Source organism: Planococcus sp. YIM B11945, from assembly GCF_050864155.1.
In the GTDB taxonomy this organism is placed as follows: Bacteria; Bacillota; Bacilli; order Bacillales_A; family Planococcaceae; genus Planococcus.
Genome location: NZ_JBOZWR010000001.1, coordinates 534,057 through 558,483, shown reverse-complemented (window position 1 = coordinate 558,483; position 24,427 = coordinate 534,057). Strand labels below are relative to the sequence as shown.

29 protein-coding genes are annotated in these 24,427 nt (G+C 46.6%); 8 read left to right on the top strand and 21 right to left on the bottom strand.

What is annotated here, in order from left to right:
- Positions 1-15: 15 nt before the first annotated feature.
- From ACRRQV_RS02935 to ACRRQV_RS02925, 3 genes are all read right to left on the bottom strand, one after another.
- Positions 16-903, bottom strand: coding sequence for a hypothetical protein (locus ACRRQV_RS02935; RefSeq protein ID WP_432527456.1), 888 nt, complete (start codon positions 901-903; stop codon positions 16-18).
- Between the two features lie 812 nt (positions 904-1,715).
- A complete protein-coding gene (locus tag ACRRQV_RS02930) occupies positions 1,716-2,093 on the bottom strand; it encodes a VOC family protein (RefSeq protein WP_432527454.1) in 378 nt (125 codons plus the stop codon).
- A 75-nt stretch (positions 2,094-2,168) separates the two neighbouring features.
- Positions 2,169-3,050, bottom strand: a complete 882-nt coding sequence (locus ACRRQV_RS02925) for a DMT family transporter (RefSeq protein WP_432527452.1) — start codon at positions 3,048-3,050, stop codon at positions 2,169-2,171.
- A gap of 142 nt (positions 3,051-3,192) precedes the next feature.
- On the opposite strand from ACRRQV_RS02925, the gene ACRRQV_RS02920 reads away from it, so the two are divergent.
- Complete coding sequence (locus ACRRQV_RS02920) at positions 3,193-4,074, top strand: aldo/keto reductase (RefSeq protein ID WP_432527450.1); 882 nt, start codon at positions 3,193-3,195, stop codon at positions 4,072-4,074.
- 68 nt (positions 4,075-4,142) lie between these two features.
- On the opposite strand, the gene ACRRQV_RS02915 is transcribed toward ACRRQV_RS02920, so the two are convergent.
- On the bottom strand, positions 4,143-5,549 hold the full coding sequence (locus ACRRQV_RS02915; protein WP_432527448.1) for a hypothetical protein: 1,407 nt from the start codon (positions 5,547-5,549) through the stop codon (positions 4,143-4,145).
- Between the two features lie 253 nt (positions 5,550-5,802).
- Positions 5,803-6,786 (bottom strand): ring-cleaving dioxygenase, encoded by a 984-nt coding sequence (locus tag ACRRQV_RS02910; protein ID WP_432527446.1) that lies wholly within the window; start codon positions 6,784-6,786, stop codon positions 5,803-5,805.
- A 203-nt stretch (positions 6,787-6,989) separates the two neighbouring features.
- Between ACRRQV_RS02910 and ACRRQV_RS02905 the strand changes: the two genes are divergently transcribed.
- A complete protein-coding gene (locus ACRRQV_RS02905) occupies positions 6,990-7,610 on the top strand; it encodes a cyclase family protein (protein ID WP_432527444.1) in 621 nt (206 codons plus the stop codon).
- A 40-nt stretch (positions 7,611-7,650) separates the two neighbouring features.
- Here the strand turns inward: ACRRQV_RS02905 and gndA are convergent, their stop codons facing one another.
- The 6 genes from gndA to ACRRQV_RS02875 all read right to left on the bottom strand — a co-directional run bounded on the left by gndA (position 7,651) and on the right by ACRRQV_RS02875 (position 12,799).
- Complete coding sequence (gene gndA, locus ACRRQV_RS02900) at positions 7,651-9,063, bottom strand: NADP-dependent phosphogluconate dehydrogenase (protein WP_432527442.1); 1,413 nt, start codon at positions 9,061-9,063, stop codon at positions 7,651-7,653.
- A gap of 62 nt (positions 9,064-9,125) precedes the next feature.
- Positions 9,126-10,631, bottom strand: coding sequence for a glucose-6-phosphate dehydrogenase (zwf, locus tag ACRRQV_RS02895; RefSeq protein ID WP_432527735.1), 1,506 nt, complete (start codon positions 10,629-10,631; stop codon positions 9,126-9,128).
- A gap of 334 nt (positions 10,632-10,965) precedes the next feature.
- On the bottom strand, positions 10,966-11,544 hold the full coding sequence (locus ACRRQV_RS02890; protein WP_432527440.1) for a lysophospholipid acyltransferase family protein: 579 nt from the start codon (positions 11,542-11,544) through the stop codon (positions 10,966-10,968).
- Between the two features lie 9 nt (positions 11,545-11,553).
- Positions 11,554-11,898, bottom strand: a complete 345-nt coding sequence (locus ACRRQV_RS02885; protein WP_432527438.1) for a hypothetical protein — start codon at positions 11,896-11,898, stop codon at positions 11,554-11,556.
- A 136-nt stretch (positions 11,899-12,034) separates the two neighbouring features.
- Positions 12,035-12,223, bottom strand: coding sequence for a hypothetical protein (locus ACRRQV_RS02880; RefSeq protein ID WP_432527436.1), 189 nt, complete (start codon positions 12,221-12,223; stop codon positions 12,035-12,037).
- A 66-nt stretch (positions 12,224-12,289) separates the two neighbouring features.
- Positions 12,290-12,799: a glycine/sarcosine/betaine reductase selenoprotein B family protein gene (locus tag ACRRQV_RS02875; protein WP_432527435.1), complete on the bottom strand. Its 510-nt coding sequence runs from the start codon at positions 12,797-12,799 to the stop codon at positions 12,290-12,292.
- Positions 12,800-13,228: 429 nt separating this feature from the next.
- Between ACRRQV_RS02875 and nhaC the strand changes: the two genes are divergently transcribed.
- Positions 13,229-14,614, top strand: a complete 1,386-nt coding sequence (gene nhaC / locus ACRRQV_RS02870; RefSeq protein ID WP_432527433.1) for a Na+/H+ antiporter NhaC — start codon at positions 13,229-13,231, stop codon at positions 14,612-14,614.
- A 51-nt stretch (positions 14,615-14,665) separates the two neighbouring features.
- Here the strand turns inward: nhaC and ACRRQV_RS02865 are convergent, their stop codons facing one another.
- The 3 genes from ACRRQV_RS02865 to ACRRQV_RS02855 are packed head-to-tail and all read right to left on the bottom strand — an operon-like array spanning position 14,666 to position 16,357.
- Positions 14,666-14,905, bottom strand: coding sequence for a hypothetical protein (locus ACRRQV_RS02865; protein WP_432527431.1), 240 nt, complete (start codon positions 14,903-14,905; stop codon positions 14,666-14,668).
- A 32-nt stretch (positions 14,906-14,937) separates the two neighbouring features.
- Entirely contained in the window at positions 14,938-15,276 is a 339-nt protein-coding gene (locus ACRRQV_RS02860; protein ID WP_432527429.1) for a hypothetical protein, read from the bottom strand.
- 55 nt (positions 15,277-15,331) lie between these two features.
- Positions 15,332-16,357: a S66 family peptidase gene (locus ACRRQV_RS02855; protein WP_432527426.1), complete on the bottom strand. Its 1,026-nt coding sequence runs from the start codon at positions 16,355-16,357 to the stop codon at positions 15,332-15,334.
- A gap of 141 nt (positions 16,358-16,498) precedes the next feature.
- On the opposite strand from ACRRQV_RS02855, the gene ACRRQV_RS02850 reads away from it, so the two are divergent.
- Together ACRRQV_RS02850 and ACRRQV_RS02845 are read left to right on the top strand one after the other, a co-directional pair.
- Positions 16,499-16,903 carry an alpha/beta fold hydrolase gene (locus ACRRQV_RS02850; protein WP_432527424.1) on the top strand — a complete coding sequence of 135 codons (405 nt, stop codon included), beginning with the start codon at positions 16,499-16,501 and terminating at the stop codon, positions 16,901-16,903.
- 188 nt (positions 16,904-17,091) lie between these two features.
- Positions 17,092-17,358: an alpha/beta fold hydrolase gene (locus tag ACRRQV_RS02845; RefSeq protein WP_432527422.1), complete on the top strand. Its 267-nt coding sequence runs from the start codon at positions 17,092-17,094 to the stop codon at positions 17,356-17,358.
- A gap of 40 nt (positions 17,359-17,398) precedes the next feature.
- Here ACRRQV_RS02845 and ACRRQV_RS02840 read toward each other — a convergent pair whose 3' ends face one another.
- Positions 17,399-18,415 carry an ion channel gene (locus ACRRQV_RS02840; protein WP_432527420.1) on the bottom strand — a complete coding sequence of 339 codons (1,017 nt, stop codon included), beginning with the start codon at positions 18,413-18,415 and terminating at the stop codon, positions 17,399-17,401.
- A 150-nt stretch (positions 18,416-18,565) separates the two neighbouring features.
- Here ACRRQV_RS02840 and ACRRQV_RS02835 point away from each other — a divergent pair, with 150 nt between their 5' ends.
- Entirely contained in the window at positions 18,566-19,384 is an 819-nt protein-coding gene (locus ACRRQV_RS02835; protein ID WP_432527418.1) for an aldo/keto reductase, read from the top strand.
- A 77-nt stretch (positions 19,385-19,461) separates the two neighbouring features.
- Here ACRRQV_RS02835 and ACRRQV_RS02830 read toward each other — a convergent pair whose 3' ends face one another.
- Positions 19,462-19,929 (bottom strand): NUDIX hydrolase, encoded by a 468-nt coding sequence (locus tag ACRRQV_RS02830; RefSeq protein WP_432527416.1) that lies wholly within the window; start codon positions 19,927-19,929, stop codon positions 19,462-19,464.
- A gap of 23 nt (positions 19,930-19,952) precedes the next feature.
- Positions 19,953-20,414, bottom strand: a complete 462-nt coding sequence (locus ACRRQV_RS02825) for a GNAT family N-acetyltransferase (protein WP_432527414.1) — start codon at positions 20,412-20,414, stop codon at positions 19,953-19,955.
- 76 nt (positions 20,415-20,490) lie between these two features.
- Here ACRRQV_RS02825 and ACRRQV_RS02820 point away from each other — a divergent pair, with 76 nt between their 5' ends.
- Entirely contained in the window at positions 20,491-21,387 is an 897-nt protein-coding gene (locus ACRRQV_RS02820; protein ID WP_432527412.1) for a sigma-70 family RNA polymerase sigma factor, read from the top strand.
- 60 nt (positions 21,388-21,447) lie between these two features.
- Here the strand turns inward: ACRRQV_RS02820 and ACRRQV_RS02815 are convergent, their stop codons facing one another.
- Together ACRRQV_RS02815 and ACRRQV_RS02810 are read right to left on the bottom strand one after the other, a co-directional pair.
- The gene (locus tag ACRRQV_RS02815) at positions 21,448-21,864 is read right to left on the bottom strand and encodes a VOC family protein (protein ID WP_432527410.1); all 417 of its coding nucleotides are present in this window, start codon (positions 21,862-21,864) and stop codon (positions 21,448-21,450) included.
- 404 nt (positions 21,865-22,268) lie between these two features.
- Positions 22,269-22,832, bottom strand: a complete 564-nt coding sequence (locus ACRRQV_RS02810; protein WP_432527408.1) for a TetR/AcrR family transcriptional regulator — start codon at positions 22,830-22,832, stop codon at positions 22,269-22,271.
- A gap of 142 nt (positions 22,833-22,974) precedes the next feature.
- On the opposite strand from ACRRQV_RS02810, the gene ACRRQV_RS02805 reads away from it, so the two are divergent.
- Entirely contained in the window at positions 22,975-23,736 is a 762-nt protein-coding gene (locus tag ACRRQV_RS02805; RefSeq protein ID WP_432527405.1) for an SDR family oxidoreductase, read from the top strand.
- Between the two features lie 51 nt (positions 23,737-23,787).
- Here ACRRQV_RS02805 and ACRRQV_RS02800 read toward each other — a convergent pair whose 3' ends face one another.
- Both ACRRQV_RS02800 and ACRRQV_RS02795 read right to left on the bottom strand, forming a co-directional pair.
- Entirely contained in the window at positions 23,788-23,997 is a 210-nt protein-coding gene (locus ACRRQV_RS02800) for a hypothetical protein (protein ID WP_432527403.1), read from the bottom strand.
- Between the two features lie 11 nt (positions 23,998-24,008).
- Positions 24,009-24,416, bottom strand: a complete 408-nt coding sequence (locus ACRRQV_RS02795; protein ID WP_432527400.1) for a hypothetical protein — start codon at positions 24,414-24,416, stop codon at positions 24,009-24,011.
- Positions 24,417-24,427: the final 11 nt, after the last annotated feature.

Below are 24,427 nucleotides of genomic sequence, written 5' to 3'. Positions count from 1 at the left end.
TCAAATTCCCTAAAGTTAAGCATGGGAATCGGGTGGAGAAGTGAGAGCCAGCAAGTATTCGTAGTTTTCGATGTTTTTGCTGACTGCGTTGTGCAGGGTTTCGAATAAGTACTGGTCAAAATAATCAAATGCATGCGTATAACTGCTGATGACCGTAATGTAGGACTGGTCCCGGTAGGAATATGCGTAAACAAAATAATTTTTCTGCACCAAGTTATTGGGTTCCGCTTTGTTAGAAAGAATTGAGGTTCCAGCTTCTTTTGATGCTTCAACGAAATCTTCAATTTTGGATGGGTAAGAGTCGGTATAGAGTTCATAAGAAAAACTGATGTCCAATGGGTCTTTTTTATACCATTCTTGAAGTTCCAATAAAAAATGCTCTAATATGTCTTTATAACGCAGCCCGATTTCATCTAAAATTTCCAACGTACGGTCAGTTGCAGCGTCACTCGTCAAATACAGCATGTATTTCGTTTTCGTCGCACTTGCTTCAATTGTTTGAATGGCTGCTTGTTCAACGTCATTCACTTCAATTTCCATATTAAAGAGCTTTAAGCGTTTGAGTTTCTTGAAAGCGACCGGAATGACCAAAAACAGCAGCATCCACACGAGCAGCAAGAATAGGCCCATGAAAATCACTTGATTAAAATTCGATTGGATAATGGGTTTGATCAATAAGTTGAGCCAGGTTTCATTGGCTGCGTCGCTTGGCGAAGGCCCGTTTGGCAGCAATAGCAACGCTTTCGGGTCATTGCTTGCGTTAGTCCAGGCAATGCTGGCCGAAGCAATTAGCATCCAGCCGACAATAAACGCGATGCCAACCGTATAGACGTACGGAATAAAGAAATTAATCCATTGAAAAAATGACCGTTTTTCTTGAAGTTGACGAGGCAATAAAATCACTCAATTCCAGTTTGCTAAGCCGAAGCTTTCTTCCTGATTATAACATAGGGACGTACGGGGAAAACCTGTAGCAAGAAGATAGAAATGCAAACAAGTTCGGTCAGCTTAGAAAGTTAGTTTATCCAAGTTAAGTCACCGAAATACGAAGCAGACGAATTAAATGAGAAATGGTTACAAACATTTCATGCATTAAAAAAACTAAAAGCATAGACAACGGTGCGCGGTTCGCATCATTAAAGGTTTAGCGGTCATTAGAACGGTTTATAAAACAGAATGAATCCGGCAGACGTAAAGCTATAATAAAAAAAAGCGTTGTGAATTAGAAATGAGCTTAAATAGAGTGATCTTCAAAAAGTGCTAGCAACGGTAAATTGAAGTGCGAAATGGCGCATAACTTGAAAATGCGTTTAAACGAGTTGAAAAGCAAGCATGCAAGTTGTTAGAGGCGAAGAGAGGCTTAAATAGAACGGTCTCTCTTCGCTAAAAATATTTTAGTAGACATAATATAAATTATCGGAAGTAGTGTTTCATTCAATAAGTATACTTAAGACAGTGAGACGAAACCGGTTTTTTGGCTGATTTAGCTGAATTTCAGCTTTTATTACACAAATGCTTATTTTGTTGATTCGTGAATGTTTTTTCTGGTTTTTGGCTAACGATCGTTTTACAGATCACAATTTTCATTTTGTTATTTTGCCGAATCAATTCAAGTTCATCTCAAAGTTTTAAAAAATTCTCCGTCTCAATTCTTTCGTTTGCAGCTTCCTGGATTCCGTGATGATTTATATGCTGTCTCAAACCAAGTTCTTTATTCACATAACCAGCAGATTCCATTTATGTCCGTCGACATCGCTAAACCCGGCTCCGAAAAAACTGTTTCGTTCGCCAGGCTCTGCAAACACCGTTCCGCCTGCTGATTTTACTTTTTGAACCATTTCATGCACTTCTTCTTCGGAATCGACAGAAATTGACAAAATGACTTCTGTTCCTTGGCTGGTGTCCGCTATGTTGCTATTGGTGACCGCTCGGAACGTTTCTTCTTGAATTAACATGACAATGGTGCCTTGATCGCCGACTTTGACACCCGCCATGTCTTCACGCTCATTAACCGGGAATTCCAGTGCGCGAAAAAAATCCATCGACTTTTGCAGCTCTTTTACCGGCAAATTGATCCAACATTCTTTTGCCATACCGCAGACCTCCGTATATTGAGATAGTTATACTGCCGCTCCTTCATTTGAAAAGTCTGAATAGCCAGGAATAAGTCACTTCGCGATACTTTCAACAACTTGCTTGTCTGGCCAGTTTACTAGAAATATGCCGATAAAGATCAAGCTGCCGCCTGACACGAGTGTGTAACCGACGGGTTCCCCGAGCAGCCACCAGCCGCTGATCACACCGAAAAACGGGGCTAAAAACAAAAATGCACTGACTTTTCCTGGATTGCCTTTTTGCAGCAAGTAAAACCAAACCGCAAATTGGACAATCGACGCTGGAATGGCAAGCCACAGAATAATGGCTACCGATGCCGCATTGAGGTCAAGACGGGCATTTTCTAAAAATGCGCTGCCAAGCAGCAAAAGGCATCCGCCAAAGAGCATTTGGTAGGCGGTTAACACCCATGTATCCAAGCGATCCCCCCACCGTTTGATCAACAATGTCGCAATTGCCCAAGAAATCGCGCTAAAAACCCCGAATGCTGTACCAATCTCCAGCTGCAAATGGAACCCCATGGTAACGGCTACTCCAATAAACCCAAAAAACACGCCTGCCCACTGAATCATACGATACCGGATGCCAAGAGCAAGCGTGCCAAATACCACGACCAGCAGTGGGTTCATGAACGTTAGAATGGCCGACTCCCCGGCGGTAATGGTCCGTAAACTCAGAAATATTGCCCCCATAACGCCAGCTGTCTGGAAACTGCCTATACAAAAAATACGCAGCCAATCTTTCAACGTGTTGGGCGTTGGCCGCTTTAACAACTTCACGATGGCGATCATCAATAGTCCGGCCACTGTAAATCGTATGCCCACCAGCAACAGCGGCGAGACATACCCCAATCCGATTTTTCCGACCGCAAAAGAAGATCCCATTAAACTGGTCGTAAGAACGACCAAAAAAGCAAAAGCCACTTTACCAGCCAATAGACCCCTCCCATCTCCCAAATGCTCTTTTGCCTTTACGTTATTCTACAAACCTGCTGCATAGTCCTGCCTTTTCTGTTTTAATCCATGAGCGCAGGGAAAAGAATAAAAGACCGAATACAAAAAGAAAGGGTTTGATCGTTTGGAACATCAAGCTATTGTTAACGCACTCCAGGAACAGACCGTCTTACTTCCAGATGGCACCCGCCTCCCCGCTATTGGCCAAGGCACTTGGAACATGGGCGGCATTCCGTTGGTTAAAGACCAGGAAATAAAAGCGCTTCAGCATGGCTTGGAACTCGGCATGGCCGTTATCGATACTGCGGAAATGTACGGCGAAGGCAACTCGGAACGCCTTGTGGGTGAAGCCATACAAGGCAAACGCGACAAGGTCTTTTTGGTTTCCAAAGTTTATCCGCAAAACGCTGGGCTCGACCGGATCAAAAAGTCGTGTGAACAAAGCTTAAAACGCCTGAATGCCGATACGCTCGATTTGTATTTATTGCATTGGCGCGGCCAAATCCCACTTGAAGAAACTGTCGAAGGCATGGAACAATTAAAACGAGAAGGCAAAATCAAGCGCTGGGGCGTTTCTAACTTCAATACGAAAGATATGGAAGAATTATGGCGTGCGCCAAACGGCAAAAATTGTGCAACGAACCAAGTGTTGTATCATCTTGGATCAAGGGGCATTGAATTCAGCTTGATGGATTGGCATGAAAACCACGGAATTCCGATCATGGCATACAGCCCCCTAGCTCAAGGCGGTTCACTGCGGAAAGAATTGCTGACAAATGAAGTGCTTGGCCAAATTGCAGCAAGGCACAACGCCGCTCCTTTGCAAATTGCGCTTGCGTGGACACTTCGCTCCAGGAATATCCTGGCGATTCCAAAAGCCGGCCAAGCCGCACATGTCCAAGCAAACGCAGAAGCTGCAGCCATCAAGCTGACCGATGAGGACCTCCGGCTTTTGGATGGGGCATTTCCACCGCCCGCACACAACATGCCGCTCGACATGATTTAATCTAACCCATAAAAAAAGACGGCACTCTTAGCAGATGCCGTCTTTTTAGGGATATTCTGAAATGCCGGTTATTCATCCAGCTTCAGCCATTCATTCAGCCACTCGCTTTGATTGCCTTCATAATGCTCCTCGAAAAAGACTGCGAATGTTCGGCTATCGACATGTTGGAACTTGTATTCGTTGTAATAGTCCGATAAAAAGTGGATAGCTGCTTCCGAACCGCCTTTATCCTGGAAAAAGTCCCTTAGCAGCAATGGGACCTTCTCGTAGAGAGTTGCACCATAACTCTGTTCGCCCATATCGTTCAACGGAAGATTCGCAAACTGTTCGGCCCGCTCCCGCTTCAACACGCTTACGGCATCTTCAAATACTGCTTCCTGATCGGTTCCCCGTTCGAGCAAATAAGCGTCGCCGGCATATTTTGACAAACTGCGGCTTAACCAAGCATCTTCGTAAGGATCGCTCAAGACGAGTTCTCCAAACCACTGAGAAGCTATGCTTGAAGGAAGACCTTGAGGTTCTATAGGCGGTTCACCCATTCCGATTACATTGGAATTCGAACCGAAAGAAGCACCGATAAGATCGAGTTCTTCGGAAGGGTGATCCCCGATATTTTCTTCAAAAAAACTGAAAGCCTCGTTGGCAGGAAAGACAGTTGTTTGTTCAATCGGTGAACCCGTCGGCAAGAAAAAGCGCAAATTGGTGTCGTTTACTTTGTTGGAAAAGCTCGTCCAATTAGCGGGATTTAAAAATCCGATGGCGAACGATTCTGTCTGCTTGCTTTCTAAGCTGCCGGAAGAGCGCTCCTTAACTTCTCCATCAACCGCTGAACTCACCACGAAGCGTGGGCTATCCACTTTGTAGTGAATGATAAAATCACTGTACGTAGGATAAACGGTATCTCCTTTTAGGCTCACATCATGTATGGACCATCCTTTATTATAATGAGCAATTTCCGGATACCATTGTGAAAAAAACAGATCATCCTCTGAGCTTTGATGAGTGCCATCGATGTTTTGATTGCGCAAGGCATACTCTACTGTGATTTTCTTTGTTTGCCCAGGTTCCAAAGGCTGTGGGAGTTGAATGAACAATTGGTTGTCATTTGATTTGTAATACAGATCCCCGTCCGCGTCTCTTACAGAATAAATACGGGTTTCCGTTACGGCAGCTGTAATTGCCGCGATGCCGCGTTCATGAAGGGCATTTGGCACAAAATTGAACCCTACGTCTTTCCATGCATTCGCTGATTTGTTTGCCACTTCAATTTCAGCCGAAACGGTTAAACTGCCATTAAAAACGTGAACCTCCATGTCGTAATCTGCAAATGCATTGGGACCGAGTTCCTGTTCTGCCTCTGTCACGTCGTCATCTTTCAAAACGAAAATATAGACGAGGCAAGCCGCAATTGACGTCAGCAAAATGGCCAACACGAATGGCCAATTGTTTTGTTTGGCATTCAACATCCTGTCCACTCCCTTTTCACTGTTTCACCTGGCCAGGCAGCAGCATCCGGGTGAGTGTTCGAGGCAAGAGGAAATAAATGAAATGCACCGCTCCTTTTCGATTAGAATAGGCAAATTGGCAGAACTGCTAAGTTTCTCCTAGGCGTACCTTTTACGCCCATCATACTCCTTTTTTTCCAATCATGCGCATCCAATTTCCAATTTTTCAACCCAAAAAACGCCTGCAAGTTCAAAGTGAACTCACAGGCGCCGCAATTACTTGTTACAGGTATTCTTTTTCAAATGGAGTCGTGCTTCGGACGGTATTGATCGGCCGGACCATGTTTTCAATCTGCTCGCGTTTGCCTTCTAAAAATGGCGGCAGCGATAATTTCTCTCCGACGGTTTCGTACGGCTCATCGCCCAAGAACCCTGGTCCATCCGTTGCCCATTCAAACAAGATTCCAGGTGCGACGCGTGCATACAGCGATTCAAAGAAAAAACGGTCGACGTAGCCGGAAGTCCCAAAGCCGAATTTTTCCATGCGGACGGTCCATTCGTCAAGGACTGCGCGGTCTTCAACCCGGAAGGCTGCGTGGTGCACCGTACCAAATCCTTGGCGGCCCTGAGGCAAGATGGTGTTGTACTCAACGATCACTTGTGCGCCGTTTCCACCTTCGCCCACTTCGAACAGGTGCAGCGAGCCTTCTTTGGCGATTTCGCGGAACAGCATAACTTTTTCCAGCACTTCTTTCATGTAATCAAACTGCGCAATGCGGATGTGGATCGGCCCAAGCCCCGTTATCGCAAATTCCAAAGGCACCGGGCCTTTTTGCCATGGCGTACCTGAGGAGATGCCTTCATTGCGCTCGTCTGACACGAGCATGTACTGCTGATCGTCAAAATCGGAAAACGACAAGGTTTGTTTGCCGAACAGCTCTTTGATTCCCGAATGCTTGACTTCGTATTTGTCAAAGCGTTTTACCCAATAAGCGAGTGCAGCGTCGGTCGGCACGCGGAAAGAGGTTTTGTAGATTTCATTCGTGCCGTGCGTCCCTTTTTGAATGCCCGGGAAATCGAAGAACGTCATGTCGGTTCCGGCAGAGCCTTTATCATCCGCAAAAAACAAATGGTAGGTTTGGATATCGTCCTGGTTGACGGTTTTCTTGACCAAGCGCATCCCGAGTACGTACGTGAAAAATTCGTAGTTCTTTTCGGCGCTGCTCGTAATGGCAGTAACGTGGTGCATCCCTTTAATGTGGTTCATGTGATCCGGTCTCCTTTTTAAAGCGTAGTTTAATGAAGATATCTTGAATTCGAGATAATTTTACTCCTTCTTTTCTTCGTTGTCAACCAACCTGTTTGCTCGTTTTCACCAACACAAAGCATGGGAACTGCCGGCTGACGGTTGAAGCAAAATGAAATAAATGGGAAACTAAGGAGAACCCAACTACCGAAAGGAGCAACACCATGAAATTTATTGATATCTCCTCCCCCATTTACACAGGTATGCCGGTATACAAAGACAAGCCGGAAAAGCAGCCGAATTTCATTACGAACACGAACGGCCACGTGACCGAGTCACGCATTGAAATGGATGCGCATACCGGAACGCACATCGATGCACCGCTCCACATGATCAACGACGGCGAGACATTTGAAACGATTCCGCTTGAAGACTTGGTTCGCCAAGTGAAAGTGCTTGATTTCACCAAAGTGGAAGATGGCATCACCAAAGCGGATTTGGAGCAGCAAGCGATTGACCACAACGACTTTTTGCTGTTCAAAACAAGCAATTCGTTTGACGAAGGCTTCAACCCGGAATTCATTTTCCTGAAAGAAGACGGTGCCCGCTATTTGGCGGATTTGCAGATCAAAGGCGTCGGCACCGATGCACTGGGCATCGAACGCAGCCAGCCGGAGCACCCGACGCACCGCGCGCTGTTTAAAGCGGGAATTGTCGTCATTGAAGGTTTGCAGCTGGGCGAAGTGGAACCGGGAAGCTATTTCATGGTCGCAGCGCCGCTTAACGTACGCGGCATTGATGCGGCACCAGCCCGCGTCTTGTTGTTTGAAAACGAAATTCAATAAAAAAAGGGGCGGCTTCGCGAAGAAGCCGTCCCTTTTCATGTTATTCTTGCCATTGCGTATGGAACGTACCCGGTTTGTCGGTCCGTTCGTACGTATGCGCACCGAAATAATCGCGCTGCGCCTGGATCAGGTTCGCCGGCAGCGTCGCCGTGCGGTAGCTGTCGTAATACGCCAGTGCACTAGAGAAAGCGGGCACCGGAATGCCTTGGGAGATAGCTACTGACAGCACTTCCCGAAGCGCCGATTGGTAGTCGACCACGACGGATTGGAAATACGGATCAATCAGCAAGTTCGGCAAATCAGCTTGGCGGTCATAGGCTTCCTTGATTTGCTGAAGGAACTGCGCCCGGATGATGCAGCCGCCGCGGAAAATCATCGCAATGTCGCCGTATGGGATGTCCCAGCCGTATTCATCGGATGCCGCCCGGAGCTGTGCGAATCCTTGCGCGTACGAACAGATTTTGCTCATGTACAGGGCTTTTCGGATCGCTTCGATTAATTGCGTGCGGTCGCCAGAATAACTGCCTGCTTCCGGTCCCGTCAGCAAACCGCTTGCCGCTACACGTTCTTCTTTAATAGCGGAAATAAAGCGGGCAAAGACCGATTCCGTGACGATTGGCAGCGAAACGCCAAGATCCAATGCATTTTGGCTTGTCCATTTGCCGGTGCCTTTTTGTCCGGCCTTGTCCAAAATTTGGTCGACAAGCGGGTTGCCGGTTTCGTCGTCTACTTTAGTGAAAATATCTGCGGTGATTTCGATCAAATAGCTGTTGAGTTCGCCTTCGTTCCATTCGGCGAAAATGTCATGCAGCTCTTGTGCATTGAGACCTAACGCATGCTTTAAAATAAAATACGATTCCGCAATCAGCTGCATATCGCCATACTCGATGCCGTTATGGACCATTTTCACAAAATGTCCCGCGCCTTCTGCTCCCATGTGGGCACTGCAAGGCACGCCGTCTACTTTTGCAGCGATTGCATCAAAGATGGGCTGTACTTTAGCATACGCTTCTTTCAATCCGCCAGACATAATTGATGGGCCGAACCGTGCACCTTCTTCGCCTCCGGACACACCGGCTCCAATAAAATGAATGCCGTGTTCCTGCAAAGCGGCTGTGCGCCGGTTGGTATCTCGGAAGAACGTATTGCCCCCGTCGATCAAAATGTCGCCTTCTTCAAGCAGTGGCACAAGCGACTGAATAACGTCATCCGTCGTTTCCCCTGCTTTGACCATCATCAGTATTTTGCGCGGCTTTTCAAGCGATGCCACAAAATTGTCCAAGGTGTCCGCCCCGATGATGTTTTTATTTGCTGCTTCCACGTTGCTGAATTCTTCGGTCCGGTCTGTCCAGTAGTCATAGACCGCTACCGAATAGCCGCGGCTTTCGATGTTGAGCGCCAAATTCTTGCCCATGACCCCTAAGCCGATTACACCCATTTGTTGCTGATTCATTCTATCGCCTCATTTTCTTCTGGTTTCTTTTCCCTGTTTTATTATACCGAATTCCTTAAAGCTTACCACCAGCTAAAGCCGTCTTCTTCGAGCAGCTGGTCAGCCGCTTCCGGTCCTCTTGAGCCCGCTGGATACAAATGGAGCGGCAGCGCATCTTCTTCAAAAGCTTCGAGGATCGGCTGGATCCATTGCCACGAAAGCTCAACTTCTTTCCAGTGGGCGAAAAACGTTTTGTCCCCTTCCATGGCATCCGAAAGCAACAGTTCATAGGATTCCGGCTGGATCTCCGAATTGACGGAGAAATTGATGCTTGTCGGTTCGTAATGCTCCGTTGACGGGTTTTTCAAGTTCACAAGCAACGACACGCTTTCGTTTGGATTGATTTCAAAAATCAACAAATTCGGGGAAATACCTTCTTGTTGCATGACGGCATTGTTTTTCCATTTGTTTTTGAATTCAATGACAATGCGCGTCGATTTTTGTTCCAGCCGCTTGCCTGTGCGGATGTAGAACGGAATGTCTTTCCAAGACGGGTTTTCAATGTGAAGGCGTGCTGCAAAAAACGTATCATTCTTGGAATTTTCCACGACGCCCGGTTCTTCTTGGTAGCCGATCACCGGTTTTCCGAGTATTTTCCCCGCTGTATACTGGCCGCGCACGATGTCTTTGAATGCCAGATCTTTCGAAATTGGCCGCACCGCTTCTACAACTTCACGTTTTTCCATTTCCACGGCTTGTGCCGTCAAGTTTTCAGGAAGATCCAATGCCGTCATCATCACCAGCTGCAGCAAATGGTTTTGCGCCATGTCGCGGATGGCGCCGGCTTGGTCGTAATAGCCCGCGCGCTTTTCAATGCCGACCGTTTCGCTCGCTGTGATTTGGACGTTGGCAATTTGTTCATGGTCCCACAGCAGTTCCAAAATCGGGTTGGCGTATTTGATTGTCTCCAAGTTTTGCACCATCGGTTTTCCGAGGTAATGATCAATCCGGTAAATTTCTTCTTCAGCAAATGCTTTGCTAAGTCTGGCATTCAGCTCTTGCGCCGTTTTTAGATCGGTGCCGAATGGTTTTTCGACAATCAGGCGCTTCCAGCCCGTCGTTTGGCAGATTTGGCTAGTCTGCAAGTTCGACGTAATGACTTCGACCAATTCAGGGGACACGGACAAATAGAAAAGCCGGTTTTGTTCAATGCCCAGTTCTTGTTCACGGGATTCGATCAATTCTTTTAAGCCTTGGTAGGATTCTTCGTTAAACACATCCAAGACACAGTAACGGAATTTCGCGATAAATTCCTCCACGTTGCCGGATTGCACCGGTCTTCTCGAAAATTCGTCAAGCGACGTTCTGACGTTCATTTGAAAAACGGCATTTGAGTAATTGGTTCTGCCAAGGCCAATCACTGACAGGGTTTTGGGCAACCTGCCGTCTAAGTATAGATTGTACAGCGCGGGAAACAGTTTCCGCTGGGCCAAATCGCCCGTTGCTCCGAATAAAACCAGCGTCAGGTTATCCGCTTGGTTGTGCCCGACCGCCTTCTCAATGCTGCTTTTGCCAGGAGTCTCTTGCATCTCGTTGTTGTCCATCATCATCGTCACTCACTCCAATTCCATAGATTGGCAGTTCTTTTTATATCGTCTTTTTAAACCGCACTCATTTCTAGTGTGTCGTTACGAAAACGATTTAGCAAGTCATTTGAAACGAAAAACTTGTGAATTCATACTTTTTTTGTTCCGTTATTAAGTGAATAGCCCTTTTGTGAATCCTTTAATCACAAACCCCAATATGTGTAAGCGGTTACGGGAAATTCCGTCGGCGAAAGGCGGCATTGTTGCAAAAAGGAAGAAAAAAAGAACCCGCGTAGAGTCCCTGTGTTGGTTATCCTTTAGCTAATGGCGGATCCGCTCACTCCAATCGCTGAATTCCCCGTTCCAGCTTCAAGAGCGCGTCTTCAATAGCTTCACCCCTTTTGAATTGAGGTGTTTCCGGCAGTATCGCTTGGCCAAATCGAATAAGGGCTTTTTCCCCTCTGAAAATGCCAGCTAGATGATTTGGCCCCTGGTATGCCGCCGGAATCAAAGGCACTTGCGCTTTAACAGCGATGGTCGCTGCCCCTTTTTTTAGCGGAACATTCTCAGCAGACCTCGTTCCACTTGGGAAAATGCCGACGCATTTGTTTTCTTTCAGCAATTTCAATGGAATTTTCAGCGTGCTTGGCCCTGGGTTTTCTCGGTTTACCGGAAATGCATGAATAGCGGTTAAAAATTTACGGAAAAGTACGCGGTCAAACAGCTCTTTTTTGGCCATGAAATGCACCGGTGTCGGATAAACCGCAAGTGCAAGCATGATCACGTCCACCCATCCGGTGTGGGTGCATGTAATTACGTACCGGGCTTCTTTTGGCAGATGCTCCTTGCCTTCTACAGTCAACAGCCGAAAAAGTTTGACGATACCCGCTAAAATGGAACTAATCATGAAATACATAATGCCCTCCTAGATTTTTTTCGAGCTGCGCAGCATTTGGGAACGTTTTGCAAAATAGACGAACGGATTGACGAAACCGAGGACAAAGGTCGCCAAAAACAAGAAAAACGACAGCGAATCGCCACCGAGCCCCAGCTCATCCACAATAATGGAGTCGTAAATTAAAACCTCTCCCGATAACATCACCGTGGCTGCCGATATGCCGATCACCGCAAAGCCGTTCAGGAAATTCCCGGAACGTTTCATGAATATAATGGCAGCGAACAAGCCGACGCTAATAAATAATGCCGTATAAAATACCGGCCGCATTAGCGTAAAGACGCCCAACGTTTCAAAGGTTTCATAGGTGTACATGCACTTCACCTGCCTGTTCATTTTAAATGCGATTGCTTATTCATCTATACGCCAAGCACCTCCATTAAGTTCCAAGTTTGGCAAAAGAAAACCCGGAACCGCGAAGCCATGTGCTTCTCGTTCCAGGTTTCTTTGCTTATTTGGTTTGTTGAAATTGGCTTCGGGTGCCGCCAGGCTGATACGCAAGCTCGAGCAGCTGGGCTACGACTTTTTCTCTCGTTTCAAAATCAAACGGTTCGCCGAGCGGCCGGCCCATTTTAAACGGCACGTGCAGCGTCCGGGGAACCCCGGCTTTGTCTGTTATTTCCGGGAATAGGGTCACCATGGCTGTGGCAATGGAAGAAGCTTCTAAAGCCCGGGCATACAGCCCGAGTACGTTATGGCAAGATCCTCAGCCAGGCACAAGCAGCGCCAGGTCGACGGCTTCGTTCCGCAGCAAGTTGACAACTTGGGGAATCGATTCCTTTTCGGCAAGGGCGGTATCGAGTATGCCGCCGTTCAAGCCGATATTTGTATCGGCCAGTGACTCAATGGTTCCGTTTTTTGCAAGCAACCGCAAATGCCCGAGCGGAAACACAATCGACGGATCGGCTTTTGCGTATTTCGTATCGATGTAAATATGAGTGACCGTCAGCTCGTCTTCTTTGGTGGAACCGGGAATTAAGCGGAACGTATGGTCCCCGGCTGGATTGTCTACATCAAATGGGGCATCCGTTTTTAAATGGACGCCTGCCGTTGACAACAAAGCAACTTTGCATTCGTTCAACGGTTTTGTCAAATGAGTTGCCGGTATGTCTTGATTTTCCTTCATGTGGCTCATCGTGAACTTTTTGTAAGCTTCCGGAAAATTGCTGGAAAACGTACGAGAAAGCTTGGATTTGATTCGTGTTTTCGTTTTCACTTCTGGTTTTCCCTCCTTTCGGATCTGCATCCGTCTGCTGTACTGTATTCAATTCGGCTTGGACTGAAATAATCCTTTGTCGAATAACAGATCCCAAAAACAAATTTTAGGCGGCGGTTCAAAAAAGAGGCTTGACTTGTCTGGCGGCCCTCGGTATGATGAAAAACAATTACATGTGAACGCATGGAAATACGGAAGTTGAATGATGTTTGAGTAATTCGATTGTGGGCAGCAGGCAGAGACTGGGTGATGAGTGGAAATCCAGGCAGCAATCCGAGTGAAGTACACCATCAGGAGTTTCAACTGTCAATGAAGTGGACAGGCCAACAGGTCTGTCAAATTGGGTGGTAACGCGGAGAAAACCTTCGTCCCTTTGTTTAAGGGATGAGTGGTTTTCTTTTTTTTATTTCATTTTAAGGAGGAAATCCCATGTTTCAAATAAAAGCAGTTATTGCCCCTTCGGTTAAAGAATCCATTGCGCTGGTGGCATTGATCGTGGCTATCGTCAGCGCGAGTCTCATTCGTTTTGGTGCGGTTCCGCATATTCCCATTTTGATCGCCATTTTGCTGTTGATTGGCTACGGGCTCGTGAAGCGGGTTCCATACGTGGAGTTGGAAAGAGGATTGGTGCAAGGAGCCGGTGCGGGCATGAGCGCGGTATTCCTGTTTTTCTTCATTGGCATTTTAATCAGTGCCTGGATGATGAGCGGAACCATACCGACATTGATTTATGCTGGGTTCTCTTTGATCACGCCGTTGTTTTTCTTTGCCATTGTGTTTATCATCACGTCAATTGTCGGCTTGTCGATTGGCAGTTCTTTGACGACAGTGGCAACCGTCGGTGTGGCGTTTATCGGAATGGCTTCCGTGTTGGACGTGTCATTAGCGATTACAGCGGGTGCCATCGTTTCGGGCGCGTTTTTCGGGGACAAAATGTCGCCGGTCTCGGATACCACTAACTTGGCGTCTTCCATCGTCGGAGTCGATTTGTTTGTACACATCCGCAATATGGGCTGGACGACCATACCCGCTTTTCTTATTTCGCTCGTCATTTTTGCCATCCTTTCACCCGAAGCTGCAGCAACGGATGCAGCGCGAATTGATGCGTTTCAACAAGGGCTGCTCGCTACTGGATCCATTCACTGGTATGCCATCATTCCGCTCGTCGTACTGATTCTCATGACGATTTACAAAGTACCTGCAATGATGACGTTAGCCATCAGTTCGGTGGTGGCCATTGCCTTGTCGTATGTCCATCAAATTTACCCGGTCTCAGACGTGTTTTCCATTATTTTCAGCGGCTACGTTTCAGAAACTGGTTTTGCGGATGTCGATGCGTTGTTGTCGCGCGGCGGCATGGAAAGCATGTTTTTCACCATTGGGCTTGTGTTGCTCTCGCTCAGCATGGGCGGCTTGCTGTTTACACTCGGCATTGTCCAAACCTTACTGGCGAAAATTGAAAACCTTTTAAGCAAAGCCGGTTCGGTTATTGCGGCGGCTGCAATGACCGCGGTCGGCATCAATGTGCTGATTGGGGAGCAATATTTGTCAATATTGCTGACTGGACAAGCATTTCAAGGATCGTTTGAAAAACTTGGTCTTACCCCGAAAAACTTGAGCCGGGTTATGGAAGATGCTGGAACAGTTGTGAACCCGCTGGTGCCGTGGAGCGTGTGTGGCATTTTTATTACGACGACACTTGGCGTTTCGACCTTGTCATACTTGCCTTTTGCGCTTTTTTGCTTGCTATCGCCAATTTTAACTGTCATTTTTGGCTATACCGGGAAAACTTTAACGTATCGAAAAGCAGACTAACCAAAAAGGAGAAAGGATGGATTTCCATCTTTTCTCCTTTTTCGTTGCTTATTAATCGCTACCGCCGCCTCCGCCGCCATCAGACCCTCCATCCGATCCGCCGCCGTCATAGCCTGAGTCGCCGCCATCCCAATTATCGTGTTTATCATCATTTGCCCCGTAATAATTGAAGGAGCTGTCGGAAGCAGCACCGGATTTGGTTTTTCGGAATTTCGCCTGTTGTGAAGAACGCTGACCACTAATCAAACTAAAAATAATGACAACCACGATAAATCCGACTACATACAGCATGGAAACTCCTCCTTTGTTTGGGCGCTTCGGTTTTATTCCTCTTCAAAAATCCCTAAATAATCAGTCGAGGTGATCAAATCAATTTTTTTATCGCCTTTTTGGTAAATCGGCGTCATATCTCCTGGCACCTCTTCCCAGCCATACGCCTTGAGCACTAACCGGTAGCTAAATGGAATGCCTTCGTCTCCTGATGCCTTATCCCACGTATAGTTGCTGCCATAACTGTTTTTATCCATCAATTCAGCGCCTTTCGGAATCGGGAAACCGGAATAGGCAGCTGAACGTTCGTATTGCAAGAACATGGATCCATACAAGCAGCCGATAAGTACCGCTAAAGCGGCCAAACTCACCACCCATTGCTTTTTCTTCATCAAACGCCTCCTTGTGCCGCTGCAATGTTCTTTCTATTACCTTCTACGGTTTGAATTATCTGGAAGTTTCATTTTCCTCAAAATTTTTTAGCCAATGTTCCGTAATGGCGACTTCTTTTTTCAAAGCGTCCATTTTGACTCGTTTTCCGAGGGGCAAAGTGAGCATCGGCTGGGTATGGGCGCAGTCAAAATCGGCGAGTATGGGAAAAGTTGGTTCGCCGATGACTTCCAGCAAAATATCGTGAGGCTGTCTTCCCGTTCCCTGGTCATCAAACAGTTCGTGTTTGCCAAGCAGAAGTCCGGAAATGCGGTCGAAAACGCCGTTGAGCTTCAGCAAATTAAAGTTTTTTTCGATGACGGAAGCGGATTTCATGGAATCTTCAAGCAAGAGAATATCTCCTTCTTGGATTTCGGGCATATACGGGCTGCCCCAAAAGCCCAACATCGTATTCAAATTGCCGCCGATCAAGCGGCCTTCTGCCACGCCTTCGTTAATACAAAGCCATTCGTTTGGCCGGTTTTCTTTTTCTTCGGTTTTGGTTTCCCAGTTCAAAGGTTCATCGCTCCAAAAAGGCGGTTTCGGAACCTGAAACGGCAGTTGTTGGTTTTCCATCAATAGTTGGGAGAAAAAATTGTATGTATGGCCAAGAAACGGTTCGTGTTCCCCGAAAGAAGGAACGAGCGCCGGGCCGTAAAACGTCGGGATCCCCGTTTTTGCGTAAATTCCCAGCAAAATCGCCGTAGCGTCGGAATAGCCGATCATGATTTTCGGGTGCTTCGTGAACGCTTCGTAATCGAGATACGGCAACAAACTATTCGAATTCGTTCCCCCAATCGTCGACATGATGCACACGATGTCGGGATTTTGAATCAATTCATTCAGCTCGTCGGCTCTTTCTTGAATCGAGCCGGAGCGGTAAAAATCGTGTTTGCCGGTAAGGCTCCCTTCCACGATTTCAAAGCCACGGGATTCCAGAAACGCTTTCGCACGTTTAAAGCGTATGGGTGAAGAATGGGTAACGGGCGATGACGGCGAATAAATGCCGATTTTATCCCCTGGTTTTAACGGTCCAAAAAACATCGTTCATCTTCCTTTCTTATTTTCAACACTAGTAGGCTTTTTTCTAACTATATCTAACTGCCTGCTAATAATCCATCTAATTTCCAGAATTGTTTAGTATAATTAGTTTATTGAAAGTTTTGAAAAAAAGGTTGGGCAGATTTGAAGCAGCGGTTATTGAAAAAGAGCGGCAGCACCGTTTCTTATTACGAATGGGGAAATTCCGCCAATCCGAGCATTCTTTGCCTTCACGGATTGGCGGGAAACGGCTGGTACAGTTTTACGGAACTGGCAAATCAATTGAAAGACCATTTCCACTTGGTTGCCTTGGACTGTCCCGGCCATGGTGGCAGCAGCCCTTTAGGGAATGAAAAAGATTACCTTTTTTCGAATTTGGCTAAATGGCTGGACGTTGCGGTACGCGAAATCCTGCCTCACTCATTTGTAATGATGGGCCATTCGTGGGGCGCTGATGTGGCGCTGCATTACGCCAAGCATTTCATAAAGTGGACGGACTCATTTTGCTTGACGGTGCGTTTACGTTTCCAGGGAACCAGCCGGAAGTGACGTTTGATGTCGCTTATTCCGGCTGGCAGCATTACATGGAGCAATCGGTATTTGAGCACATCCACGAAATCTATGAAGAGTACAAAACGTATACCACTCGCTGAGATGCCGAAAAAGAAGCGTATGCCGCTTCCCTTTTTGCCCAACGGACAGATGGCCAATGGGAACCGGTCGCTTCACGGTTTACGGTGCTGTCTATTATTAAAGCGTTTTTCGCGGAACCGTTTGCGCTTGCTTATCCGTTCGTTTCGATGCCGACGCTCTTAATCCATGCCAGTTTGCCGGCTGACTTAGACAAAGCGAGAGCGAAAGGCATTGAACAGATGGAACATGCCATCACGGATGTAACGATAAAAGCAGTCGCTGAGTCAGCACACATGATCCAGTGGGACGCACCTGAACAAACCGCTGATCAAATTCGCAGCTGGCTTTCTGTGAAATTGCCGACGCGTTAATGGAAAAAAAGGAAAGCCAGCTGACGCCGGTTTTCCTTTTTTAGTGGAACGATAAATGTTGATAGGTATCCTGGTTGCAAATGATAAACAAACGGGCATCTTTTGGAATCGGTTCGTTTAGCCGTCGGACAATGCCCAAATCGCTGCCGTTGGAAATCAGGTTTGCGCCTTGTTTTCGTAGTGCTTCAAATGCATCTCCATACGTTATCCATGAAGGAGCCGGTTTGATTTCCCAGAGGTTTTCTCCCGAAGTGTGACTGATCAACTGGGTGAACAATTGACTGGAGCCGTGGTGAAGCAATGTTTTTGCCATCAAATGAGGGAATGATTCGCTTGATAACACGAATTCGTCAACATTTGCATACTGAAACATGCGAATATGAGCTTCGTGTACTATTTCTGCAATCGTGTAAATTTGTTTGTTTTGTTCTTCTGCATATTCTTCAATGGCTGATGTGATCAACAAGGTTTTGCCGTCGGTCAATACCGGATCATCGCTTTCGGAGGCAAAAACGGTAACCGCATTTGCCTCATCGATATTTGCCATTTTCAACACATCTTTATCCGTGGGGTTGCCCCGGATGTAATGAAACCGCCGATGTTCATAAGGCGCTTGCTTTAAATGATCAATCAAGACGACATCTGTTTCTATATTTTCATCAAACAACAGATCTTCAATGGTTTTTTCTACACTTTTTGACCAGCCGATCAACAGAAAATGGTTTTTTCCTTTGTACTTGAGCCTTCCTTCCATTTTCAACCTCCTTACATAGGTATAGGAATCGACAATTTTTCCGATGATGACGCCGATAAGTCCGATGCCGAATAAATACAGCAACATGCCAAACAGCATGCCCGGTACCGTCTTCGGCGCATAATCGCCGTAGCCAATCGTGGTCACCGTGGTCATGACCCACCAAAAACCGATAAACGGCGTTGGAAACTCCTCGGGTTCAAGAAAATGAATGACAAACGCACTGGCGAGATAAAACATACTGGTGAACAGCAGTAGTTTGGCAATGCTGACCCGTACCACTTTTCTCATAATTTCGAACATCTGTCGGCCTCCAATTACGTAATGCGCTTTTGTTTCACGAATGTACTTTTGGTATACCTTTTCTTGGAGTAAAACTAAACAACTGACGTTTCTGATTTTAAGAGAAGGGGTAGAATAGCCGGGTAAGCTAGTTGAAAGAGGAGGATTTTCATGGCAGACACTAAATCGTTTACATTCCATAACGGCGTCGAAATTCCGAACATCGGATTTGGCACGTGGCAAATTCCAAACGAAGAAGCTTTTGATGCGGTGACGATCGCCTTAAAGAACGGCTATACCCATATCGACACGGCGCTCGCTTATCAAAACGAAGAAAACGTTGGCAAAGCAATCAAGAGTTTTGAGTTGCCGCGGGAAGACGTGTTTATTACAAGTAAGCTCCCTGCCCAGATAAAAGGCTATGACGAAACCTTCAAGGCGTTTAATGAAACCCTTTCAAATTTAGGCGTTGATTATTTGGATCTTTATTTGATCCATGCCCCGTGGCCATGGGATGAAATTGGCAAAGATTGCACGGAAGAAAACATCCAATCGTGGAAAGCGATGGAAAAGCTATATAACGACGGCAAAATCCGTGCCATCGGCGTGTCGAATTTCTCTGAAACGGATATCCAAGCACTGCTGGACGCGTGTGACATCGTGCCGATGGCCAACCAGATCCCGTTTTACATCGGACGCGACCAAGAAAGCCTGCTTGCGTTTTGCAACGAACGCAATATCTTGGTTGAAGCCTATTCGCCGTTAGCGACTGGCCAAATCTTAAACAGTCCGGTAATCGTAGAAATGGCAGACAAGTATGGAGTGACGCCTGCCCAATTGTGCATCCGCTATTGCTTGGAGCGCGGCACATTGCCGCTGCCGAAATCGACGAATGAAGACCGGATCATCGAAAACAGCCAATTGGATTTTCAAATCTCGGCTGACGACCTGGACAAGCTGAACGCTATTGAAGATGTGCGAAAGAAATAATAGCTGGATCACAAAAAAGTGAACGCAGCATAAGCGCGTTCACTTTTTTGTGAAGAAGTTGAGAAGTACGATCTTGTCTATCGGAAAAACGGAGCAGTTTTGCCGCTGAGCAAGTCATGAAAAATCATGGAATGGTCGGAAAACAACGCCGTTGGAAGTTCGTCCAGTTTGAAAAAGCGGACTGCCAGCGTTTCGTCGTTCTCGTCTATCAACTCGCCCGCAAATTGTTTGCAGGTGAAAAATACTTGGACGAGCGACACTTGGTTGCCGTTAGGAAACGTTTTGTCATATTGCGGTCCGGAGTAAATGGCATAGAGTTCGAGCTCTTTCGGCTGCAATCCTGTTTCCTCCAACACTTCACGTGCCGCCGTTTCTTGAAGCGTTTCACCCGGCTCCATAAAACCGCCTGGCACTCCCCACTCTTTTGTATCCGTCCGCAGCTGCAAAAGAAGCCGGCCGTCTTGGTCAAAAACCAAGGCGCCTGCAACCACCATCAAAACTTTTTCATTGCCGACCAATGACCTTAAGTGTTGAATGTATTCCAAAAAAATCTTCCTTTCGCGTTCCCTTAAAAATATGCGGGCAACGGTTCTTTAAGCATGGCTTCATATAAATGGCCGTCCGCTTTGAGCATGCAAATGCCTTTTCTCGACTGCTGGAATTCTTCCGGCAGCGCTTTAAAGCCGAAGCGTTCGTAATAAGCGGTGCCGATTTCGCTGTATAGCATAAAAGCGGCATCCGGATAAAGGCGTACGCAGCCTTCAATGAGTTGTTTGCCGAGCCCTTGGCTGCGAAAAGCAGGAGCTACCACAACCGAGCCGATCCCGAACAAATAAGGCTGAAACCGCAGCAGCATCAGCGACGCCACCGCTTCGTCATTGCGGTTCGCCAAAACGAACCGTGTGCCAACGGCTTCTTCTTTTTGATTATCTTCGATATATTGAGCAAGCGAGCGCCCTTTTGGCCATTCCTCGTACCCCATTCGGTAGATTGCTTCAAATTCACTTGTTTTTGCTTGGCGAAAAATCATTCTATCCCCTCCGAGTTGAGTAATGATTCGACTATTGGGTATGATAACAAAAAGAATACTATCTAGGAGGCAAAAGATGTCTAGAACCATTCAACCATTCACACACGACCGCGAAACACTCGCAGCCCAATTCGATGCATTCGGGCCATTGGTCTATTCCTTCGCGCACCGCTTAACACACGAAGCGATTGCTGCCGAAACCATCGTACAAGACGTGTTCAAAAACTTGAGCCGCACCTACATAGCTGATCAGAACTCTTTGTCTTCTTGGCTGCTGTTAATGACGCGAAAGAGTTCGCTTCAACACTTAAACGCGTCTGCCATCGACGAACCGCTGGCAGTTGAAGCCTTGAGGTGGCAAGAAAAAAGAGATTCGGTTCATCATGCCTTCAGTTTCTTGACTGACAAACAAAAAACGCTGGTCCAGTGGTTTTATTTTGATGGGCTTTCTCAATATTCTATCGCAAAACGCTTAAGCATGCCGCAAAAAACGGTCAACAATCAAATCCGCTTAGCATTGCAGCAGTTAAAGCCCCAAATCAACAGAGGGCAGGAAAAACTGCATGCGAAAGTAAGCGGCAATCTTGTGGATTATTTGAACGCCCACCTCCCGGCAAACGAAATGGCCGCATTTGAACAACATCTGGCCACCTGCTCCATCTGCCAAAGTGAACTGGCCGATTGGCATGCGTTAACCGAGGACCTCCCTTATCTTTCGGACCAGAAACAAGTTCCTAGCGGAATAAAAGAACGCCTGCTGGAAGCCGTTTATGGCGAAGAACCACCCGAACCAGAAGACGTGGATACACTAGTGATCGAAGAACCGGTGGAAGAAGTTTTAAAGCCGACGGTTGAGCATCCTGCTGCTTCAAAGGAAAAAAGCCGCTTGCCAATTTTGGCGGCTGCGCTCGTTTTAGCTGTTGGCGCAAGCGCTTTGTTGTCGCCGAAGCCGAAGAAAAAAGCAAAACTCTGATAATAAAAAAGAAGCCTTAAACCATACACTTTTCTGCGTGTATGATTTAAGGCTTCAACTTTAGGCTCTCGTTTGAACCCACCACAGATTATTGAACGGGTCGACAAAACCGCCCATCTGGCCGTCAGCGTTTTCCATGAGCGGCATAACCGAAGTGCCGCCTGCGTTTTCTGCTCTTTTTATCACTTCCGGCACATCGCTGACAAAAACAAACAGATGGATATTCGCAGGTTCTTTTTGCATCTGGTGCCCGCTCTCGTTTCGCTCTTCTTCTTTTGTCTCGCTTTTTTCTTCATCGGTTCCATCCGCAAAGTATATGAGGCTGTCGCCGATTTTCACTTCCCCGTGAATAATCTTTTGGCCGTTTTGGCTGTTGGCAATCGTACCCACTTCCGCTTGAAATGCTTTTTCCAGAAACGCAATAAAACCCGGGCCATCATGAACCATGACATACGGAACCACTTGCATCGCACACATTAGAACTCCACCTCTTTCAATAGATTTGCTTACACTTCAAGCATACAAGATTGGTGCAAATGCTAAGGTTTTGAGTTGTTGCGCTTATGAAATGAAAGCATAATCCGCCATGTGATTGAATGTTTGCTTTAAGCTTTCTTGGCAACATAAAGTTTTAGATTGGAAACGCTGATTTTTTTATGCGTATGTATTTTTTTGAACGTGCATAAGATTCGTTGAACGTGCGTATTTTTTCGTGAGCGTGCATAAGATTTGCTGAGCGTGCGTATTTTTTCGTGAACGCGCGTAAGTATCGCTGAGCATGCATATTTTTCTGTGAGCGTGCATAAATTCTGCCGAACGTGCGTATTGTCCGCTGTACGCAAGAATTTTCTTGCTCTCATGAATGAACATATCATAAAAACTTACGCCATCATGTACTTCAGCAGCCGCACCAGTATTTCATTCATTTCATTGGCTGTTTGGCGGAAGTTTTGGCGATGCCATTCGATGGCAAGGCCAATGATGGCGTTTGCCTGATAGGCGCTGATCATGTTCATATCTTCACCCGCTACATGGCGAAGACCAAAGTCGTTTTCCATCAACTGCTGAATGTGATCAAACAGCAAATAGTAATAGGACATTGGTGCCGCATGGGAAAAGACGATGTTGTAAAATTGCTCGTAGTTGGCGATGTGATGAAAAATGCGGATGGTCGCCGGATTCAACTGTTTTGTCTCGAGTTTCGGGACATGTTTGTATGGCTCTAAATAAGAGTCGGTCAAATCTTTCATGATGTCTTTAAAATAATCCTCGAACAAATCTTCTACTTGCCCATAATGCGAATAAAACGTTCCGCGATTTACTTTGGCCTTCCGGCAGACTTCCGTAATGGAAATGGATTTCAATGTTTTTTCTTTTAATAGCTCCACCATGGCTTCTTTCAATGCCTCTTTGGTCTTAACAACCCGTAAATCCGTTTCTTTCAAATTAATCCACTTCCTATTGAACAAATTTTCAAAATTTGTATGATAACGTACGTTTCTACTTTATTTGCTTATTGTAAGCCATTATTGAATAGGAATATACTTTTATTGTACAAGTGTTCATTAACTAGAGGAGGTTTTATTGATGAAGTTACAAAGTAAAGTTGCGGTTGTTACAGGTGCAGCATCAGGAATGGGCAAGGCGATTGCTGAGCTGTATGCAGCGGAAGGCGCAAAAGTCATTGTGGCCGACTTGAATTATGACGGAGCGGAAGCGGTTGTTAAAGGCATCAAAGCAAACGGCGGTACGGCGAAAGCGGTTAAAGTAAACGTGGCGACGCAAGAAGACATCGACACAATGATCGACACAGCGGTAAGCGCGTACGGAACACTGGATATCCTCGTGAATAACGCCGGCATCATGGACAGCTTTGAACCGGTTGGCGAGATTACGGACGAGAAATGGGATCGTATTTTTGATATTAATACGAAAAGCGTCATGCGTGCGACTCGCAAAACCTTGCCGATTTTCCTTGAAAAAGGCAAAGGCGTCATCGTCAACACAGCTTCTACTGGCGGCTTGAACGGCGCGCATGCCGGTGCAGCTTATGGCGCATCTAAGCACGCAGTAGTCGGCTTGACGAAAAACACCGGTTTTATGTACGCAAACGAAGGCATCCGCTGCAATGCCATCGCGCCAGGCGGAGTGGCTACGAATATCGCGTCTACCATGGCAAACGTGAGCCAATTCGGCGCGAGCCGCCTGCAAGCGGTGCAAGGCGTAATGCCGCGCATCGGCCAGCCAGAAGAAATAGCGCAAGTTGCCCTGTTCTTGGCATCGGATGAGTCGAGTTTTGTCAACGGCACCGTTATTACGGCGGATGCTGGCTGGACTTCAGCGTTTTAATTTCAACTAAAGATTGCCTCCCCGTTGCTTGATCCTGGAGAGACAATCTTTTTATTTTGCATCCTTCTCTTTATAAAACATCAAACCTGCAAGAGCAGTGAAACAGATGCCGGAAAACAGTTGCACTGCTAAATTAAACCAAAGCAACTTGTCATTTGGGCCATTAAGTGGCCCTGTTTTAGGAGCGTAGCCCATATACAAACTGAAGAAAGCAAGGGCCAAAATGCCAAGCCCGCCGCATAACACCGCGTATTTCTTCATTGCCCTCCCTCCTACTTTTCGATTCGGGCCAAGGTTTTCTCCGGCAATTCGATGGTGTCTAAATCTATCCGTCCAATCTGCAGCGTCATTTCACCCGTCCGCTTGTCTTGTTCTTCGCCTACCCAGCAGCTGTATAGTTCAAAAAAATCCCCTTCATCCAAATAGGCATCCATTATTTCACAAAGTTTAATCAATTTTTCTTTCGCTTCCCGGTTCGAGTCTTTATTCAACTCATCAGAAATTGCAATGCCCCAATCACTCGAAACTTCGTAGATGTACGGCGTTGAAAACTGGTATTTTTGCACATTCCGCCTATTGAACTTATCGGAAAAACAATGGCCGATCACGATCAGCTCCTCTGAACCTTCCGGGCTTAACGGAATTTTGCGGTTGCACCCGATGTAACTTGCTAAACTCACTGGTTTCACCC